The organism is Gilliamella sp. Bif1-4 (genome assembly GCF_001690535.1).
GTDB lineage: Bacteria > Pseudomonadota > Gammaproteobacteria > Enterobacterales > Orbaceae > Gilliamella > Gilliamella bombi.
Window position 1 is genome coordinate 20,376 of sequence record NZ_LZHC01000079.1, and the last position, 18,348, is coordinate 38,723.

17 protein-coding genes, 3 tRNA genes, 2 rRNA genes and 1 pseudogene are annotated in these 18,348 nt (G+C 34.8%); 5 read left to right on the forward strand and 18 right to left on the reverse strand.

The features are described from left to right. Window positions 1-74: 74 nt before the first annotated feature. Together lspA and ispH are read left to right on the forward strand one after the other, a co-directional pair. Window positions 75-560: a signal peptidase II gene (lspA, locus tag A9G25_RS11695; RefSeq protein ID WP_218057621.1), complete on the forward strand. Its 486-nt coding sequence runs from the start codon at window positions 75-77 to the stop codon at window positions 558-560. A 1-nt stretch (window position 561) separates the two neighbouring features. Beyond that, on the forward strand, window positions 562-1,509 hold the full coding sequence (gene ispH, locus A9G25_RS11700) for a 4-hydroxy-3-methylbut-2-enyl diphosphate reductase (RefSeq protein WP_065627050.1): 948 nt from the start codon (window positions 562-564) through the stop codon (window positions 1,507-1,509). Window position 1,510: 1 nt separating this feature from the next. On the opposite strand, the gene A9G25_RS11705 is transcribed toward ispH, so the two are convergent. The 13 genes and pseudogenes from A9G25_RS11705 to znuA all read right to left on the reverse strand — a co-directional run bounded on the left by A9G25_RS11705 (window position 1,511) and on the right by znuA (window position 13,518). Next, the gene (locus A9G25_RS11705; protein WP_065627060.1) at window positions 1,511-1,762 is read right to left on the reverse strand and encodes a YfhL family 4Fe-4S dicluster ferredoxin; all 252 of its coding nucleotides are present in this window, start codon (window positions 1,760-1,762) and stop codon (window positions 1,511-1,513) included. Between the two features lie 201 nt (window positions 1,763-1,963). After that, complete coding sequence (locus tag A9G25_RS12470; RefSeq protein ID WP_081297257.1) at window positions 1,964-2,083, reverse strand: integrase core domain-containing protein; 120 nt, start codon at window positions 2,081-2,083, stop codon at window positions 1,964-1,966. A gap of 178 nt (window positions 2,084-2,261) precedes the next feature. Next, a pseudogene (locus A9G25_RS11710) lies at window positions 2,262-3,386 on the reverse strand (IS3 family transposase). A gap of 57 nt (window positions 3,387-3,443) precedes the next feature. After that, window positions 3,444-3,602, reverse strand: a complete 159-nt coding sequence (locus A9G25_RS12930) for a hypothetical protein (protein ID WP_176701132.1) — start codon at window positions 3,600-3,602, stop codon at window positions 3,444-3,446. A gap of 115 nt (window positions 3,603-3,717) precedes the next feature. Then, on the reverse strand, window positions 3,718-3,852 hold the full coding sequence (locus A9G25_RS11720; RefSeq protein ID WP_065627051.1) for a transposase: 135 nt from the start codon (window positions 3,850-3,852) through the stop codon (window positions 3,718-3,720). 685 nt (window positions 3,853-4,537) lie between these two features. After that, window positions 4,538-4,613, reverse strand: a tRNA-Lys gene (locus tag A9G25_RS11725). A 132-nt stretch (window positions 4,614-4,745) separates the two neighbouring features. Then, the gene (gene ybgF, locus A9G25_RS11730; RefSeq protein ID WP_065627052.1) at window positions 4,746-5,483 is read right to left on the reverse strand and encodes a tol-pal system protein YbgF; all 738 of its coding nucleotides are present in this window, start codon (window positions 5,481-5,483) and stop codon (window positions 4,746-4,748) included. Window positions 5,484-5,550: 67 nt separating this feature from the next. Next, the gene (gene pal, locus A9G25_RS11735) at window positions 5,551-6,030 is read right to left on the reverse strand and encodes a peptidoglycan-associated lipoprotein Pal (protein WP_065590722.1); all 480 of its coding nucleotides are present in this window, start codon (window positions 6,028-6,030) and stop codon (window positions 5,551-5,553) included. A 160-nt stretch (window positions 6,031-6,190) separates the two neighbouring features. Then, window positions 6,191-7,486, reverse strand: a complete 1,296-nt coding sequence (tolB, locus tag A9G25_RS11740; RefSeq protein ID WP_065627062.1) for a Tol-Pal system beta propeller repeat protein TolB — start codon at window positions 7,484-7,486, stop codon at window positions 6,191-6,193. A gap of 414 nt (window positions 7,487-7,900) precedes the next feature. Then, window positions 7,901-8,710, reverse strand: coding sequence for a bifunctional DNA-formamidopyrimidine glycosylase/DNA-(apurinic or apyrimidinic site) lyase (mutM, locus tag A9G25_RS11745; RefSeq protein WP_065627053.1), 810 nt, complete (start codon window positions 8,708-8,710; stop codon window positions 7,901-7,903). 11 nt (window positions 8,711-8,721) lie between these two features. Continuing rightward, a complete protein-coding gene (mrcB, locus tag A9G25_RS11750) occupies window positions 8,722-11,055 on the reverse strand; it encodes a bifunctional glycosyl transferase/transpeptidase (RefSeq protein ID WP_065627054.1) in 2,334 nt (777 codons plus the stop codon). A gap of 128 nt (window positions 11,056-11,183) precedes the next feature. Then, window positions 11,184-12,539, reverse strand: coding sequence for a murein DD-endopeptidase MepM (gene mepM, locus A9G25_RS11755; protein WP_065627055.1), 1,356 nt, complete (start codon window positions 12,537-12,539; stop codon window positions 11,184-11,186). 28 nt (window positions 12,540-12,567) lie between these two features. Further along, a complete protein-coding gene (znuA, locus tag A9G25_RS11760; RefSeq protein WP_218057622.1) occupies window positions 12,568-13,518 on the reverse strand; it encodes a zinc ABC transporter substrate-binding protein ZnuA in 951 nt (316 codons plus the stop codon). Between the two features lie 93 nt (window positions 13,519-13,611). Here znuA and znuC point away from each other — a divergent pair, with 93 nt between their 5' ends. The 3 genes from znuC (at window position 13,612) to A9G25_RS11775 (ending at window position 16,831) form a co-directional block, all read left to right on the forward strand. Continuing rightward, window positions 13,612-14,391: a zinc ABC transporter ATP-binding protein ZnuC gene (gene znuC / locus A9G25_RS11765; RefSeq protein ID WP_065627056.1), complete on the forward strand. Its 780-nt coding sequence runs from the start codon at window positions 13,612-13,614 to the stop codon at window positions 14,389-14,391. Beyond that, window positions 14,384-15,184: a zinc ABC transporter permease subunit ZnuB gene (znuB, locus tag A9G25_RS11770; protein WP_065627057.1), complete on the forward strand. Its 801-nt coding sequence runs from the start codon at window positions 14,384-14,386 to the stop codon at window positions 15,182-15,184. Before znuC ends, znuB begins: the two co-directional genes overlap by 8 nt. A gap of 123 nt (window positions 15,185-15,307) precedes the next feature. Then, window positions 15,308-16,831, forward strand: a complete 1,524-nt coding sequence (locus A9G25_RS11775) for a YifB family Mg chelatase-like AAA ATPase (protein WP_065627058.1) — start codon at window positions 15,308-15,310, stop codon at window positions 16,829-16,831. Window positions 16,832-16,836: 5 nt separating this feature from the next. On the opposite strand, the gene A9G25_RS11780 is transcribed toward A9G25_RS11775, so the two are convergent. The 5 genes from A9G25_RS11780 to A9G25_RS11800 form a co-directional block, all read right to left on the reverse strand. Then, a complete protein-coding gene (locus A9G25_RS11780) occupies window positions 16,837-17,175 on the reverse strand; it encodes a DUF413 domain-containing protein (protein ID WP_034914792.1) in 339 nt (112 codons plus the stop codon). Window positions 17,176-17,306: 131 nt separating this feature from the next. Continuing rightward, window positions 17,307-17,382: transfer RNA gene (locus A9G25_RS11785), tRNA-Trp, on the reverse strand. Between the two features lie 8 nt (window positions 17,383-17,390). Further along, window positions 17,391-17,467 (reverse strand) — tRNA-Asp (locus tag A9G25_RS11790). A gap of 33 nt (window positions 17,468-17,500) precedes the next feature. Further along, window positions 17,501-17,616: ribosomal RNA gene (gene rrf / locus A9G25_RS11795) — 5S ribosomal RNA — on the reverse strand. 157 nt (window positions 17,617-17,773) lie between these two features. Then, window positions 17,774-18,348: ribosomal RNA gene (locus tag A9G25_RS11800) — 23S ribosomal RNA — on the reverse strand; the annotation flags it as partial.

Sequence of the window (18,348 nt, forward strand, 5' to 3'; positions counted from 1 at the left end):
TTAAATGGAGCTATGCCAATCCCTTAAGCAATCTAGTACCTTTTCCGCCGACGATTGTCGGCGGAAACATAATAATGAGCACAAACTATATGAAAAAAGATAATGGACTTTACTGGTTATTATTTGTAATCATTGTTTTTATCATTGATATCGCAAGTAAATTTTGGATTATAAATAATTTCTCACTATTTGAATCAGTGAATTTTTTGCCATTCTTCTCTATCACTTATGTACGTAATATTGGCGCTGCCTTTAGCATTTTTGAAGGGCAACGTATGATGCTTACCGCTATCGCTTTAATTATCTGTGCCGTGATAGTACGCATGTTATACCGCAACAATCGCCAACAAAAATTAGAGAACTTGTCGTTATCAATGATTTTAGGCGGTGCATTAGGTAATTTATTTGATCGTCTTTATCATGGTTTTGTGATTGACTTTTTAGATGTCAATTTTGGTAACTGGCACTATCCAACTTTTAATATTGCTGACTGTGCAATCTGCGTTGGTATTGGACTATTTATTTTCAGGAATTATAAAAAAACAAAGAAGACTGTATAGTATGCAAATTATTTTGGCCAATCCTCGCGGTTTTTGCGCTGGTGTTGATCGTGCTATCACAATTGTTGAACGTGCACTAGAATTGTTTGGCGCACCAGTTTATGTCCGTCATGAAGTAGTACACAATCGCTATGTCGTTAATCGCCTAAAAGAATTAGGGGCAATTTTTATTGAAGATATTAGCGAAGTACCCGATAACACGATTCTTATCTTTTCAGCGCATGGAGTATCTAAAGCTATCCGTGAGGAGGCCAAACAACGTAAACTCCGTGTTTTTGATGCCACTTGCCCACTTGTAACCAAAGTGCATATGGAAGTGGCTAGATCTAGTTATCGTGGTGAAGAGGTTATTTTAATCGGCCATGCTGGGCATATTGAAGTAGATGGTACAATGGGACAATATAACAATCCCGAAGGTGGCATTTATTTAATCGAATCAATTGATGATGTAAAAAAGCTACAGGTAAAAAACGAAAATAATCTTTGCTTTACCACTCAAACAACTTTATCCGTTGATGATACGGCTCAAATTATAGATGCTTTAAAAAAACGTTTTCCTAATATTCGCAGCCCACGCAAAAATGATATCTGCTATGCCACAACCAATCGCCAGCAAGCAGTGAAACAGTTATCATCACGCGCAGACATTGTTTTAGTCGTAGGTTCTAAAAATTCGTCTAATTCAAATCGCCTAGCCGAGCTAGCAAGGCGAAACAGCAAACAAGCTTATTTAATTGATTTTGCATCTGACATCCAAAAAGAGTGGTTAATAAACGCACATACAATCGGCGTAACAGCAGGTGCTTCTGCGCCTGAGATTTTAGTACAACAGGTGATTGATCATTTAAAAAGCTTAGGTTGCACATCGCTTATTGAAACAGATGGCATTTTAGAAAATATCACTTTTGAAATTCCAAAAGAACTTCGAATTGACATTAAGTCAACCTGATTTAAGAAGTCTTAAGTCCCTCAAATTTTACTAATAACTCTTCTTTTGTTTCAATATGTTCAGGATCAGCAATGATGGCATTTTGAATAGGGCAAACTCGCTGACAAGTCGAATGATCATAATAACCGATACATTCCGTACATTTATTGGGATCAATTTCATAAGTATCAAACCCCATTGAGATTGCCCCATTTGGACACTCTGGCTCACACATGTCACAATTAATACATTTATTGGTTATTTTTAACGCCATTGCTCTTCTAACTTTACTAATTAAAAAAATTAGTGCCATTATAGCGCAATCACCAATAAATCCGAATAAAGATCGCGTTATCGCTTATTGAGTAGTTCAATCTTTGAAAAAAATATTTAGAAAATCATGCTGCTTGTTTTCGTATATTATATTCAACATGAAGTCTTTCACTGTTATAGATAGCTAACCATTCTTCAATTACTATCCTTGTTTCTCTAGATTATTAAATAGATATAAATCCAATAATTCTGCACGATAGGCACTATTAAATCGTTCAATATAACCGTTTTGATAGGGGCTACATGGCTCAATATAAATCAATGGTCATACAGTATGTATTTTACCCAATGGGTAAAGATTCCACTCCATTATCGATCTGTATTTTTAACGGATAACCATGGTATTGAGCTAGCTGGTCCTGATAATGAGTTATTCTACCTGCAGGAAAGCTGCCCGCAATATTGGTATGTCCACACTTTTTAGTACCAAAAAGATAAGGTCATCGATTTCTTTTGTATTCAATCGGCGACTGGTAATTTAATGTTGAATGAAGTCGATTATAATTAAACCAATCCACATAGTGATTAAATTCCAATTTAAGTTGCGCCAGTGAATCAAAAATAGTATTTGACACAAATTCTGTTTTTACTGCTTTAAATGTGCTTTCTACAATTGCGTTATCAGAGGGACCGCCTTTGCGACTTAACGACCGTTTAATTCCAAATGCTGTTAAACATTCATCAATCAAATGATTATCAAACTCTTTTCCTCTATCAGAATGAAACAACTCAATCGTCTGTAAGTTCATTGGAATTTGACTCATAGCTTGCATCACCAGTGCTGCTGTTTTATACCTTCCAGCACTTCGTCCTACTATTTCTCGATTACTGATAGCAACAATTACACAAAGGTAGTGCCAACGTTGTTTAACCCTTACATAGGTTAAATCGGTCACCAATATCTTTCGTGGTTGACCTATATCAAATTCTCGATTAAGTTCATTCCCCACCGCCGATTCATTGCTTTTTTCTGTCTGAATACAATATTTTTTACAGGTGTATTTCGAATACCCAGCCATTTTTCGCCATGATTCGAGCTATTCGGCGTCGAGATACGGTTATGCCTTGCCTTCTCAGCTCTGCTTGCAGACGCCTTGTGCCATAAGCACGATAATTATTATTAAAAATTTCACCCACTATTTCACTCAGCGATATAGCTTGTGGTTGCTGCATCAATTGCCGTTGATAATAGAAACGATTTCGGGTTACATTTAAACATCGACATAATGCACGTAAACTGTATCGATGCTTATTATGTAAAATTAACTCGATTTTCTTCTCATTATCAACGCCGCTTGCTTTAGGATATCATTCTCCATTAACAAACGTTTATTCTCTTTGCGTAGCGCGATAAGTTCGTTCTCTTCAGTTCGACGATTATCTTTTGCGATGAATGAGCCGGTAGTTTGGTACTGCGTTATCCACTTATCTAATGCTGATTTGGTGAGGTCATACTCTGCGACGATATCTGCACGTTTTTTACCATTTTGATATAGCATGACCATTTGTTTTTTGAATTCGTTAGTAAAGCTACGTTTTGCTCTTCGCACTAAATCAATTGCCATTGTTGTTACCTTCTTTTATTTTTAGTTTATCATAACAATGACCTTATAAAACTGGTACTAATTAGTGTAGCCTATCCAGTTTGCTCTTTTTAACCAAGCATAATAACCCGATGAACTGACACCAAGTAATGAGCATATCCTAGTAACGGATAGCAGGTTAAATGATTTTTCATATAAGCGTACTTCACCGACTTGGATTGTTGATGAAGTACACATGCGCCTTTTTTAGTGTATCATTGGCCATTTTCAGTTCTTTAATCTCTTTTTCTAACGCCATAATCCGTTGTTGCTCAGCCGTTAACTCTCGACGACTGGTTTTATTCGGGGAAAGTTACCTAATCCATTTATCTAGGGTTGATTTACTCACGCCTAGATGGTTGGCAAGTTCGCTGATAGAAAGGTGTGCATTAGATAACGCATAATCAACTGATTGTTGTTTGAATTCAACACTAAATTTTCTGACCATGATATTTGTCTCCTATGATTTGTATTTATATCATAGAGGCGACTTCTGTCCACTTTTTTGGCGAGGATCACAAGTGAACACCTATTTGTTAAAACGTGTAACAACCATCATATTAATAAAAAATTCACTAAAACCGCCTGCCAACAAACGAATGGGAAAGCCGAAAGGCTGATACGAACTTTGAATTGAGATGTGGCATAATCAGCAAATATTTAACGATTTAAAAGATAGAAAACAAAAACTTAAACGCCTTATGAGTTTTTAGAGGATTATTTTAATCATGAAGTGTAAACAACTCGGAGTTTTCCTACAAATTATATTATAAAAACATTTTTATACCTTTTTGTTCAAATATTCCCCCCTAAGAAGCATAAAATTATTCTTACTTCAAATAGAAAAAATTGCTCGATTCGAGCATATAATGGAAAACATCTGATCTTCAATTTTTCGAAGTTGAATTATTTCGCCAGATCACTAACAATGTAGATACATTTGTTATAAAATCTAGAGAGAATTCTTTCTTATTTGGGCGCAGCTGATATTATTAATTCAATATAAAAAGGAAGTTATCGTAAAATATCTATCAATATTATGTTTGCTAAGGCCATTTTCCTAAAAAACTTATAGAATTCGTTGCTTGCTCTAATTGGGAAAATTCGACTGGTTAAATTTTAAAAATCAATAATGGTGGGTCGTGAGCGATTCGAACGCTCGACCAACGGATTAAAAGTCCGCTGCTCTACCGACTGAGCTAACGACCCATTTGATAAGAACTGCTATGCGATTAATAGCTGAAACGATAAGTAATTTCGGGGTACTATAATACTTATAATTGTATTATTACGCAACCACTTTATTGCTAAATTTTTCTAATCGCTGATTATTTATACATTTCATTTTAGTGACGCTAATTTTTTATTAGCAAGCACTACCGCATTCTTATCTTTTGGGTATTTATTCACTACTTGTTGAAAAACAGTTTTAGCTTTTTTGGTATCTCCTTTATCAAGTAAAATTAACCCCACTTTATAAAGACTATCAGCAGCTTTGGAAGAAGACGGAAAATCTTTTACCACAGTAGCATAATAAAATGAAGCATCATTTTTGTTGCTTTGTTTATATAAAAGCTGACCTAGCCAATAGTTAACATTAGCTCGATAACTAGACTTTGGATAAGATTTCAGATGTTTTTTAAAGGCATCAATAACCTCGTTATTTTGCTTGACGTCATTAACAAATCGGATTATAAAATTATAATCCGCTTTATCATCACCAGTAGTTACCCATCCAGATAAATCTGATGAAGATTTGGACAAAGTAGGTTCTGAAGATGTTTTTGAACCATATCCTTCTTCTTGTAAATCAAAATTGGGATTTGAAGAAAATCCAGGACTATTAGCCATTTGTTGAAGAATCATTTTCTGGCGTTCAATTATCTGATTAAGTTGATATTTTGTCTCTTCTAACTGACCGCGAAGAGTATCTACATCTGCTTGCAACTCGCTAATTTTTTGTTGATTTTCAATCAATAACTGTCCCTGTGCTTGAACCGTTTGATCAATGCCGGAACTACTTGCTGCACAACCAGTAAATAAAAGAAATAAAAGTAATGTGAGTATTTTTTTATGCATATTATATAAGACTCAATGTAAACTTAAAATTAAAAACGGCTGAATAATCAGCCGCTATAAGATGTTATTAGTATCCTACATAGGTTACTACTGCACGACGATTTTTAGCATACGCTTCTTCATCATGACCTAACACAGCAGGTTTTTCTTTACCATAAGAAACGATTTCCATTTGACTTGCAGAAGCACCGTTACCTTGTAAATATGATTTAACTGCAGCAGCACGACGTTCACCTAATGCGATATTGTATTCTGGAGTACCGCGTTCATCAGCATGACCTTCAATAACAACTTTTATGTTATTTGTACGAATAAATTCAGCATGTGCATTTAATAATGTTGCATACTCAGATCTAACATTATATTTATCAAAGTCAAAATAGACTGTATTAATTTGTTGTAATTTTTGAAGTTGCTCTAAAGCTTCTTTTGATAAAGCACCGTTTAAATTACCACTCACGTTATGGCTGCTATTAGATGAGCAAGCTGTTACAGCGATTAATGGTAAAGCAACCGCTGCTACTTTAAGAAATTTAGAAAATTGCATTGTATAAACTCCTGTTGTTTGAATAAATTCTATTTATATATCTAACCAATTTCTAAGTAACGCCCGTTACCAACCTGAAAGATTAGAGTAATATATTATAACGACCTTAAACTTTACACAATTTTAATAATTGCAATGTAGTTGTTTTTTTAAGCTGTCTTTATAAATATGGTGACCATGCAGGGAATTTTACTTGGCCATCGGTTGCTGGCAACCTTGCTTTGAAATTACCATCTGTAGATACAAGGTTCAAAATTGTACCTAATCCCTGAGATGAACTATAAATAATCATTGTACCGTTTGGTGCAATACTTGGGGTTTCATCTAAAAAAGTATCAGTTAAACGTTGATAAGTTTTTGTATCCATATCATACCGAGTTATATGCTGTTCACCATTATTAGTTGATATCATTGCAATAAAAGAACCGTCAGGTGACACTTTAGCATTCTGATTTTGCGTATTATCCCAAGTTACCCTTTGCGATTCGCCAGTATTGGTATTAATACTATATAACTGAGGTCGACCCGCTTGATCGGAAGTGTAAACAATTGTTTGATTGTCTGGCATCCAAGATGGCTCTGTATCATTACTACGGCTAGAGGTAATTTGAGTGATTTTCTTACTACTTAAATTCATCATATATAAATTTAAACTACCACCTTTAGATAGAACAAATGCTAATTTACTACCATCTGGAGAAAATGCTGGTGCCCCATTATGTTGAGGGAAAGAAGCTATTGTTTGTACAGCTCCACTATCCAAAGTTTTTAACACTAATGAAGAATGCCCCCCTTCAAAAGTTACATAAGCTATTTTTTTTCCATCTGGTGACCAAGCAGGAGACATTAATGGTTCCTTAGAACGATGAACAGTAATTTGATCATAACCATCATAATCAGACACTCTTAATTCGTGCGAAAACGGCCCTTTAGTCATTTTTACAACATAAGCAATTCGTGTTCTAAATGCTCCCTTAATACCAGTTAGTGATTCAAAGATTTCATCACTTGCAGTATGAGCTGCATAACGAACCCAACGCTTTTCAATAGAGAATTGATTTTGAGCTAAAACTGTACCTGGTCGATTAACTGTATCGACTAATTGATAATTTATAAGATATTTTCCTGACGCATCAGGTTGTATTGAGCCAACAACAACAGCTGAAACACCAACTTTGTTCCATACAGTTGGAGTAACCTCTGAAGCTGTTGTCGGTTTCTGAGGCATTTGATTAACGTCAATAGGATTGAACTTACCACTGTTACGCAAATCAGAAGCAATAATTTCTTCAACGGCTTGTGGCGGTTCTCCACCACCAGTCCATTTAAATGGGGCAACAGCTATAGGTTTAGCTGAGCTTACTCCATCAGTAATAATAATTCTAACTTCAGAATTAACCATTGAAGTAAAAAGTAAAATAAAACAAGTTGCCAAAAAGCGGGAGGCGAATTTGATCATCTTAAATTCCTTAATAAAAATAAGATACACAGAGTTAAATAAAATATAAAATCATAAAAAATAGAAAAACAAGCTTTTGGGAATTCATATACTGCCTCTAATTAATTCCACATATAAGCTTTACAAATCATTAACAATTATCCCCTGAGAAAGATAGTCGATATCTAGTCACAAGTCTATAGTCTTTAAAATAAAAAGATTTTTATCATTTAGTTGTTTGATTATATATAATAATCAAAGTGATAATAAAAATAATTATTCTAAATCTAATTGCTTATACTAATCCTATTTAGGTAAGGTTTAAAGAGTTTCATAAGATATTTTTATATAAACGGTAGAAGGGATGTATTAAAAATGTTAAAGCCATTTGACAAATAGCCAAAAGTGATAATTTTGGCTTAATAAGTATTTCTATTTTTGGCAAAATTCACAATAAAAAGTATTACGCTGTCCAATTTTTTGTGATTTTATTTCTGTACCACAAATCAGACATTGTTCACCTTCGCGTCCATAAACTTGTAACTCCTGCGCAAAATATCCAGGTTTACCATTAGACTGCAGGAAATCCTTGAGTGTTGTTCCTCCTTGTTTAATTGATTTAGTAAGAACTTGCTTAATAGCAGCTACAAGCCTTTCAAATTCGTTTAATTGTAAGGAGTTTACTTTTCGAGTAGGGTTGATTTTTGCCATAAATAACGATTCAGAAGCATAAATATTACCGACCCCAACCACAATATGATTATCCATAATCCAACTTTTTATGGGAACTTTTCGACTCCTTGCTTTTTCAAATAGATATTCAGCTGAAAATTCGTCACTTAAAGGTTCTGGTCCCAAATGTTGTAATTGAGATATTTCGTCTAGCGAATTTGCCCAAAGCCAAGATCCAAAACGCCTAGGATCGGTATAACGTAGAGTAACACCATTTTCTAGAACTAAATCAATATGATCATGTTTTTCTGCTTTTTGTGGATTTTTTAAAATACGTAAACTTCCAGACATCCCTAGATGAATTACGATCCAATTATTGGGTAACTGTAATAATAAATATTTTGCACGACGTTTTATATCTAAAATTACTTGCCCGTGCACATTGCTTATAGTCTTATCAACGGGCCAACGTAATTTAGGTTGTCGAACAATAATTTTATCGATAATCTGTCCTTTCAAATACGGCAAAATGCCTCGACGACTTGTCTCAACTTCTGGTAATTCAGGCATATAATTTCCATTTAGTTATTTAATAGGTCAGTAACCCAAGTTGGTGCCTGCTGAACGGACGTAGGCTGGTTATTGGTCGAGCATAAGCTATGAGGGTTAATTGTCCATACTGGTAAAGAACGAATACCACTTCCATCACATTGCCACTGCCCACCACTATCAATAGGTACCATAAAAATATTTTGAGGTAGTCGCAATACTAATTTCTTTGGTGGATTATTTTGTAAATATTCACTATAAATTTTTAAGGCGCCAGTTGCTCCTGTTAATTTCATTGGAGAATGATCATCTAAACCAATCCAAACAACAGCAACATTTTTACCATCTATCCCTGTAAACCAGCTATCACGAGAATCATTACTTGTTCCTGTCTTAGCTGCTAAATTAAATGAACCATATTTAGCTTTTAATGAACGAGATGTTCCCGAGCTAACAACTTGTTGCATAGCATAAGTGGTTAAATAAGCCGATTGTTGAGATACAGCCTGAAGCTGTTGTGGGTAGCTTTGATAAACTAGCTCACCCTTATCGGTCAATACATATCTTAAAATAGAAAGTGGAGATCGTTGACCATTATTAGTTATCGTTTGAAACATCTGCGCCGTTTCTAACGGTGTTAATTCTAAAGCACCAAGTAATCTTGATGGTAAATTAGATATACGGTCTGTTGATACACCTAATGATTGTAAAGTATTCCTTGTTGCATCAAGCCCTAATGCCATTCCTAAATTAACTGTTGGCACATTAAGCGAAAGTGCTAAAGCATCTACTAACATAACACGATCACGAAATTTTCGATCATAGTTTTTCGGTTCCCAATAACTATTACCATCAAGCTTTATTGATAAAGGTTTATCATCAAGCCAAGTATTAAGTTGGTAATGGTCGGGTTGCCCAAGTGCAGTTAAATAAGTTGATGGTTTAGCTAATGAACCAATCGCTCGCTGAGTTAACCAAGCACGATTATAACCTGGATAACGAGGTTCTGCACTACCAATAATTGCACGGATCTCCCCAGTTTCTCGACTAACTATAACCATTGCTGTTTGTAATTCTTTATTGGTTGATTTACGCAGTTTTCCAATTACACTAGTTACTGCTTGCTCTGAGGCAGATTGAGCTACAGGATCAAAGGTAGTAAAAATCTTCATACCAGACAGATGATCTGCTTTATCGCCTAATTGTTTTCGGAGTTCACTACGCACAACTTGCATAAATGCTGGTTGTGGCGAAATTACACCACCTTTGGGCAAAACTGATAGTGGGCGCAGGCTTAATAAATTATACAACTCATCATCAATAATGCCTTGCTGCTGAGCAAGTTTTAAAACAACATTACGACGTTCAATAACTTGTTGAGGTTGTGTCCAAGGGTTATATAATGAAGCTCCTTTTACCATACCAACAAGTACCGCTTGCTGATCTAATGTCAGTTCATTAACTGGGCGACCAAAATAGTAAAGACTTGCTAATGGAAATCCATGAATCTCTTCACTTCCCGCCTGTCCAAAATAAACTTCATTTAAATAAAGCTCTAAAATACGTTCTTTGCTATAGCGTCCATCCAAAATAAGAGCCATGTAAGCTTCACGTATTTTACGACTTAAACTACGTTCGTTAGTTAAAAAAAGGTTTTTGACCGTTTGCTGAGTTAATGTACTCCCACCCTCAGTACGGCCAGTTGTTAAATTAACAAAAATAGCACGACCAATAGAGTATAAACTTATTCCATGATGATCATAAAAACGTTTATCTTCCGTTGCAATTAATGTTTGTAATAATGAATCAGGGAACTTCTTTAATGGAATAAACAACCTTTGCTCACCATTTGGAGAATGCATCATCGTAATTAATTTAGGATCAATCTTAAGCAATCCAAAATCACGCCCGGAATCTAGATTAGTAATACGATCAATACGATTTTCATAAAAAGTTATTCTGACTCTAAATGCCTGTTCTTCACCATCAGGAAAAGTAAAAGGTCGACGATAAATTTCAACCGCACCATTTCTTACAATAAATTCTCCAGGGCGAGTAGCTTTTGTATCTTGTTGACGATATTGCACACCTACCAATATTGTAACCACATCATTTAGGCTATATTCGCTATCAGGTTCAAGATCAATAATTTGCCCATAAACTGCAGCCGGTAAATCCCACACATTCCCATCAATCCTTTCTTTGATTTGTTGATCAAGATAAACGCCATAAATAATAGCCACAGCAACAAAGACAAGAAATAACTTAAATAGTAATGTCAAAAATCGTCGCCAATGTGTAGTCTTTTTATTTTTTTTGGTCTTTCTAGAAGATCGCTTTTTTTCTGTTTTAATTGATGTTTTCAAACTGCACCTAACATTTATTATTAAATAATAATTAGCTTATGATAACATAATTTTTAAGGGCACCTTGACCACCTTTTTTAAAAAGGCCAGGTAAGTAAAGATTTAAATATAAAAACAAATATATAAATTTAAAAGTTTAGTTGAGAGCTAATACTTTTAGCTTTTGAAAAGAATGCCTTTCTCGACTTACCTGTTAATCCTTCTGAAATAGGTAAGCTTGCCGTTAATGGGTTAACTGGCTTGTTATTAATATGTAATTCAAAGTGAAGATGAGGTCCAGTAGAACGCCCTGTATTTCCTGATAGACCGATTTTATCGCCTTGCTTAACTTGTTGACCTGGTTTAACTAAAATTTTATCCAAGTGCATATAAGTGGTCATATACTGGCGACCATGTCGAATAGCAATATAGTTTCCCGCTGAACCACTATATTTTGCAATTACTACTTCACCATTACCAACTGATAATACAGGAGTGCCACGTGATACAGCAAAATCAACACCATTATGAGGGGCTATTTGTCCTGTAACTGGATGTAAACGACGTGGATTAAATCCAGAAGAAACACGTGCTTTTTTCGCTAGAGGATAACGGAAAAAACTCTGCGATAAGCTGTTACCATTAATATCATAATATTTACCATCATCAGCTAAAATAGCGTAATAATCTTTATTTCCATTTTTAATTCGAATACCTAGCAACTGACTATTAGATAAGCTTTTACTTTTACCATGCATTTCCCGTGTTAGAGCAACTGAAAATTTATCACCAACTTGTAATCGACGAAAATCTAAGCGCCACTGTAAAGCGCGAGTAATAATACCTATTTCATTACTAGTTAACCCACTTTTTCGAGCATCGGCAACAAAACTAGATTTAATGTCACCTTTTATAACAATATTTTGTGGCATGATTTCAGCTGTTTCGGAACTTTCTACAAATTTATCACCCGATTTTTCATAGATTCGAATATTATTGCTTGATATTGTCCAACTAAAAGTTTGCAAATTATGATTATCATCAGTAGTCCAACTAATTTGTTGACCAATTCGTAGATTTGCAAGTTGCTTAAATTTTGTCGTTAATTGATAGATATCATTTTTATTGACATTATAACGAATTAGAATATCATGCAGAGTATCACCACGAACAATAGTATATTGTACTGCATTATCTTTACCATCAACGATATCATCTAATTCATCTTTAATAATCTCATCTTCAGGAACATCAGATGATTCAGCAACGGCAGCCATTTTTCCATTTACTATCTCGACTTTTCCATCACCATCAATAGAGCTGGAATTATCATTTACAGTAGTTTCAACTTGAGGAGTTAAAGGAACATAAATTGTTCGATCCAAATTGAGCGGACGCCACAGAGAAGTAAATAAAATAACAATAAAAAGAACGCCCAATATTGAAAAATAGGGAATTTTAAAATTATTTTTTTCAATACTGAGGGTTTTTATTTCTCTTGCCAAAATTAACCTTAACTATTTATTACTAAAACTAATTTTTATCTAAACAATCCAACAGTTGCTGTGTTAAATTTATTAAAAATTGTAAATATGCACCTTTTGAAGGTGTTATATTCGTTCCTAATGGATTCAATTCTCCAATTCTAACATCTGTTCCACTCACTAATTTTTCAATAACTGCAGGGCTAAACTGTGGCTCACGAAATACACATACTGCTTGGTGCTCTTTGAGCTCCTGTTGAATAGCATAAACTTTTTGAACACCGGGCTGAACTGCTGGATTTATAGTAAAACTGCCTAGTTTTTTTAATCCGAACTGTGTCTCAAAATATCCATAGGCGTCATGAAACACAAAATACCCTCTATTTTGTACGGTAATTAGTTTTTTTGCAATATTTTGTTCTGTTTCTGTGAGTTTAGTAATGAATTCGTTTAAATTTTCATCAATCAATATACTTTTATCCGGATAAAGAGTAACAAGTCTATCATGAATTGATTGTGCGATAATCTTAGCAATTTTAGGTGAAAGCCAAATATGCTCATCATATTCACCATGGTGATCTTGATTGACCTCATCATGAGAATGAGCATCTTCGTGATCATCATGACTGGTTCTAAGTAACGATTTGATTTCTGGTACAGTCATTAATTCAATTTGCTTTTGCTTATCGATATTTTTTAAAATTGTTGGCATAAAAGCTTCCATATTTTCACCGACCCAAACCACAAGTTCGGCTGATTTAAGTTTTGCTAAATCAGAGGGTTTTAAATAATAAGTGTGGGGAGATGCACCATCAGGAAGTAAAATATCATTATCAGTTACTCCTGAAGCAATGGCTTCAGTAATAAACCCTATGGGCTTTACAGACGAAATAACTTTAGCATTAGCTAAATTAGTGATAGTTTGCATAAATATTAATGAACAAAATATCATTAAAGAACAGATTAATTGTTTACTATTTTGTGCAATATATTTTTTCACACCATATATCCTATATTTAAAAGTATGATAGAATAAAAACATTAATTGTTATAATATAACATAACATTATTGTAGGCAAGGGCTCTTAACGATATGACACCATTAATTTCTCTTGATAGTGTTTCAGTAGAAATTGACCATCAAAAAATATTATATGACGTTTCGTTAGCAATACATCTTAATCAAATTATTACATTACTTGGCCCCAATGGTGCAGGTAAATCAACTCTAGTAAAAGTCATTTTAGGTTTAATTCCATATACTTCAGGGACAATTAAGCGTTCAACCAATTTAACAATTGGTTATGTACCACAATCAATCAATTTAAATACCACTCTGCCTATTACTGTTAAACGTTTTATGCACTTAAATAAACAGTTAAATACCGAAAAAATTTTTAATACGTTATCAATGGTAAAAGCTGAATATTTGATTAATAAATCTATGCATCAATTATCGGGTGGGGAATTGCAACGCGTATTATTAGCTCAAGCCTTAGCAAAGCAACCTCAATTATTGATTCTTGATGAACCAACTCAAGGAGTGGATGTTAATGGCCAAGTATTATTATATGATTTAATCGTTAATGCAAAAAAACAGTTTAATTGCGGTGTATTAATGGTTTCTCATGATCTTCATCTAGTTATGGCAAAAACAGATGAAGTAATTTGTTTAAATCATCATATTTGTTGTTCAGGCACACCAGCTATTGTATCTAATGATCCTGAGTTTATTTCTCTCTTTGGACGACATGGAGCTTCACAAATCGCTGTTTATAAACATCATCATAATCATCAACATGATTGCTGCACCTCTACTATTGAGCAACATAAGCAAATTGCTATTTCTAGTTATGGAAAAAAAAATGACTGAGCTACTATTACCTTCTTTATTAGCTGGTTTATGCTTAACGAGCATAACTGGTCCCTTAGGTACTTTCGTTGTTTGGCGTAGAATGTCTTATTTTGGTGATACCCTATCCCATGCTGCTTTACTTGGTATCGCTTTTGGTTTTTTACTGAATATCAATTTATTTTATGCAGTCATTTGTGTAACTCTTTTACTGGCCTTAGGGTTACTCTGGTTAGAAGCTCAAAAACAACTTCCAATTGATAGTTTACTTGGTATTTTAGCTCATACTGCATTATCTCTTGGTTTAGTTGTAATTAGTTTAATGAATAATATCCGAATCGATCTAATGGGATACTTATTTGGTGATCTATTATCAGTAACATATTCTGATCTTTATCAAATTACTACTTGTGTAGCATTTATTGGTGCCTTATTGCTTTGGCGATGGAATGACATTTTATTTATTACTGTAAGTGAAGAGTTAGCTTTTAGTCACAGTATTAATGTTCAAATAACAAAATTGCTTTTAACTCTACTGTTGGCGCTAACAATAGGTCTATCAATGAAATTTGTTGGAGCTCTGATTATTACATCTTTACTTATCATCCCTGCCGCAACAGCCAAATATTATTCAAAAACTCCCGAGGCAATGGCAATAATTGCCATAATAATTGGTATGTTATCAGTGATTACAGGGCTAATATTTTCTTTTATTTACGACACACCAACAGGGCCATCAATTGTATTAAGTAATACTTGTTTATTTTTTATATCATTATTTATTTCAAAATTAACTTTAAACAAAAAAAATTGAAATTACTGCAAAATCAGATTATTTATTGCGTGACATATCCCATTAATCAAAATGGCTTTAATAGTCTGCTCACTATTTCTAATACTATAATAGTACAATTCAATATGTTGATAATTAGAAACTATGTCACTTGCAATTATTTATACTCGAGCATCTATTGGAATACAAGCACCTTTGATAAACGTTGAAGTTCATATTAGTAACGGGTTACCAGGTTTTGTTTTAGTTGGTCTGCCTGAAGCAACGGTTAAAGAAGCTAAAGATCGAGTTAGAAGTGCCATTATTAATAGTGGTTTTACTTTTCCTTCAAAAAAAATAACTGTTAACTTATCTCCTGCAGATCTTCCAAAAGAAGGAAGTCGCTTTGATTTACCAATAGCTATTGCTATTCTTGCCGCTACAGAACAAATTCCAACAGATAATCTATTACATTATGAATTTTTGGGAGAATTAGCTCTTTCAGGTAATATTAGAGCAGTAAAAGGAGCAATTCCAGCAGCTATTTCTTCTAAAAAGAAAAATCGCACATTAATTATTTCAGCAGAAAATCAATCTGAAATTTCTTTAATTCACCAAAACAATACTTTAATCACTAATAACTTATTAGAGTTATGTCAATATTTATATAACGAAATTGACTTGCCAGCAGTCCAATATCGTGAATACAAAGATATTGATAATAATTTATCAAGCCTACAAGATATAATCGGACAGGAACAAGCCAAAAGAGCATTAGAAATTGCAGCCGCAGGAGGTCACAATTTACTATTAATTGGACCTCCTGGAACAGGTAAAACTATGTTAGCAACTCGTTTAACATCCCTGTTACCTCAATTATCTGATGAAGAAGCACTTGAAAGTGCAGCAATAACTAGTCTAGTTAGTCCAAATGGATCAATTAAAAACTGGCGTAAGAGGCCTTTTAGATCACCTCACCATAGCGCATCAGCAGCAGCATTAGTTGGTGGAGGAACAATACCTAAACCTGGAGAAATATCACTAGCACATAATGGGGTTTTATTTTTAGATGAATTACCAGAATTTAACCGAAAAGTATTAGACGCTCTGAGAGAACCAATTGAGTCAGGTGAAATTATCATTTCGAGAGCAAACGCAAAAATAAAATTTCCTGCTAAGTTTCAATTAATAGCGGCAATGAATCCAAGCCCTACAGGACATTATCAAGGAACACACAATAGAACAACACCCCAACAAACAATCCGCTATTTAAATCGACTTTCAGGACCATTTCTCGATAGATTTGATATTTCTATTGAAGTACCTTTATTACCTAAAGGCACCTTAAGTCAAAAAAAGACTTCCGATGAATCAACCGAAACGGTAAAACAGCGAGTTTTACAAGCAAGAAATATTCAGTCTAAAAGAAATAATAAATTAAATAGTCAGTTAAGTGCAAATGAAATACAATGCTATTGCAAATTATCAGATGAAAATAATGAATATTTAGAACAAGCATTGATTAAATTAGGACTCTCTGCTAGGGCGTGGCATCGTATATTAAAAGTATCGCGTACAATTGCAGATTTAGATTCGTCAGAAAATATAGAACGAAAACATATTTCTGAAGCATTAAGTTATCGTTCTATGGATCGATTATTAATTCAATTACACAAAAATATCGGTTAAAAAAATTAGTCGTCACTATCGACAAAATCATCAGTTGTATCAACTTGAGGCTTCCCGCCTGATAATGTATGAAAGCGTTTAGGCTTATTTATACGAGAAAGATATTTTAGCCAAGTTTTTTCAAAATCAGTTGATGGCTCTTTTTTACCTTTACAAACGGCAACAAATGATTTTTCTTCTGCTGTAGTAGGTTTTCTAACCTCTGTATCAAGATCTTTAAAAGCACACCCATGTTTTTCCAAAATAAGAGCTTCTTTAATAGTAAAGTCTCCGTGACGAGAAAATCCTCTTGGATAATTCTTATTATCAAAAAATCGTTGTTGACTTACAAAACTCTCAGCCATGTTCTATCCTCTAGGTTGTAATATTATCTGGGCAGGAATTATAATTGACTAAGTTAATCTGTAAATAGAATTCTTTTATTTGTTCGATCAAAAATGACTAAATGATTAAATTTAAAACAGAATCATTTTTGTGGCAGGGGCGGAGAGTCTCGAACTCCCAACACCCGGTTTTGGAGACCGGTGCTCTACCAATTGAACTACGCCCCTAAATAATGTGGCGGAACGGACGGGGCTCGAACCCGCGACCCCCTGCGTGACAGGCAGGTATTCTAACCAACTGAACTACCGCTCCACCGTATTTGGTATGTATATATTAAATTTAAAAGTCTGGCGGCACCCTACTCTCACATGGGTAATACCCACACTACCATCGGCACTACGGCGTTTCACTTCTGAGTTCGGCATGGGGTCAGGTGGGACCACCGCGCTATTACCGCCAGACATATTCTGTTCTCTCTTTCTTAATTGCTGTCCATTATCTCATATCAACAACAATCACTCAATTCGGAACAAACTGTTTTTTCAATCTCTATTCTCTTTTCGATGATTTTCTCATCTAGGAATAACTTCTGCGTAACCCAAAACAACTCCGAGTTGTAAGGTTAAGACTCTCGGTTCATTAGTATCAGTTAGCTCAATGTATCACTACACTTACACACCTGACCTATCTACGTCTTAGTCTCAAACGGACCTTACTGAATCTCTTCAGGGAAAACTCATCTCAAGGCTAGTTTCGTGCTTAGATGCTTTCAGCACTTATCTATTCCGCACGTAGCTACCGGGCAATGCAATTGGCATCACAACCCGAACACCAGCGGTGCGTTCACTTCGGTCCTCTCGTACTAGAAGCAAACCCTCTCAATTTTCCTACGCCCATGGCAGATAGGGACCGAACTGTCTCACGACGTTCTAAACCCAGCTCGCGTACCACTTTAAACGGCGAACAGCCGTACCCTTGGGACCTACTTCAGCCCCAGGATGTGATGAGCCGACATCGAGGTGCCAAACACCGCCGTCGATATGAACTCTTGGGCGGTATCAGCCTGTTATCCCCGGAGTACCTTTTATCCGTTGAGCGATGGCCCTTCCATTCAGAACCACCGGATCACTATGACCTACTTTCGTACCTGCTCGAGCCGTCACTCTCGCAGTCAAGCTAGCTTTTGCCATTGC

Coding starts and splice junctions, on each gene's coding strand:
- lspA (WP_218057621.1), top strand. CDS start 75: ATGAGCACAAACTATATGAAAAAAGATAATGGACTTTACTGGTTATTA.
- ispH (WP_065627050.1), top strand. CDS start 562: ATGCAAATTATTTTGGCCAATCCTCGCGGTTTTTGCGCTGGTGTTGAT.
- A9G25_RS11705 (WP_065627060.1), bottom strand. CDS start 1,762: ATGGCGTTAAAAATAACCAATAAATGTATTAATTGTGACATGTGTGAG.
- A9G25_RS12930 (WP_176701132.1), bottom strand. CDS start 3,602: ATGTGTACTTCATCAACAATCCAAGTCGGTGAAGTACGCTTATATGAA.
- A9G25_RS11720 (WP_065627051.1), bottom strand. CDS start 3,852: ATGGTCAGAAAATTTAGTGTTGAATTCAAACAACAATCAGTTGATTAT.
- ybgF (WP_065627052.1), bottom strand. CDS start 5,483: ATGCATAAAAAAATACTCACATTACTTTTATTTCTTTTATTTACTGGT.
- pal (WP_065590722.1), bottom strand. CDS start 6,030: ATGCAATTTTCTAAATTTCTTAAAGTAGCAGCGGTTGCTTTACCATTA.
- mutM (WP_065627053.1), bottom strand. CDS start 8,710: ATGCCTGAATTACCAGAAGTTGAGACAAGTCGTCGAGGCATTTTGCCG.
- znuC (WP_065627056.1), top strand. CDS start 13,612: ATGACACCATTAATTTCTCTTGATAGTGTTTCAGTAGAAATTGACCAT.
- znuB (WP_065627057.1), top strand. CDS start 14,384: ATGACTGAGCTACTATTACCTTCTTTATTAGCTGGTTTATGCTTAACG.
- A9G25_RS11775 (WP_065627058.1), top strand. CDS start 15,308: ATGTCACTTGCAATTATTTATACTCGAGCATCTATTGGAATACAAGCA.
- A9G25_RS11780 (WP_034914792.1), bottom strand. CDS start 17,175: ATGGCTGAGAGTTTTGTAAGTCAACAACGATTTTTTGATAATAAGAAT.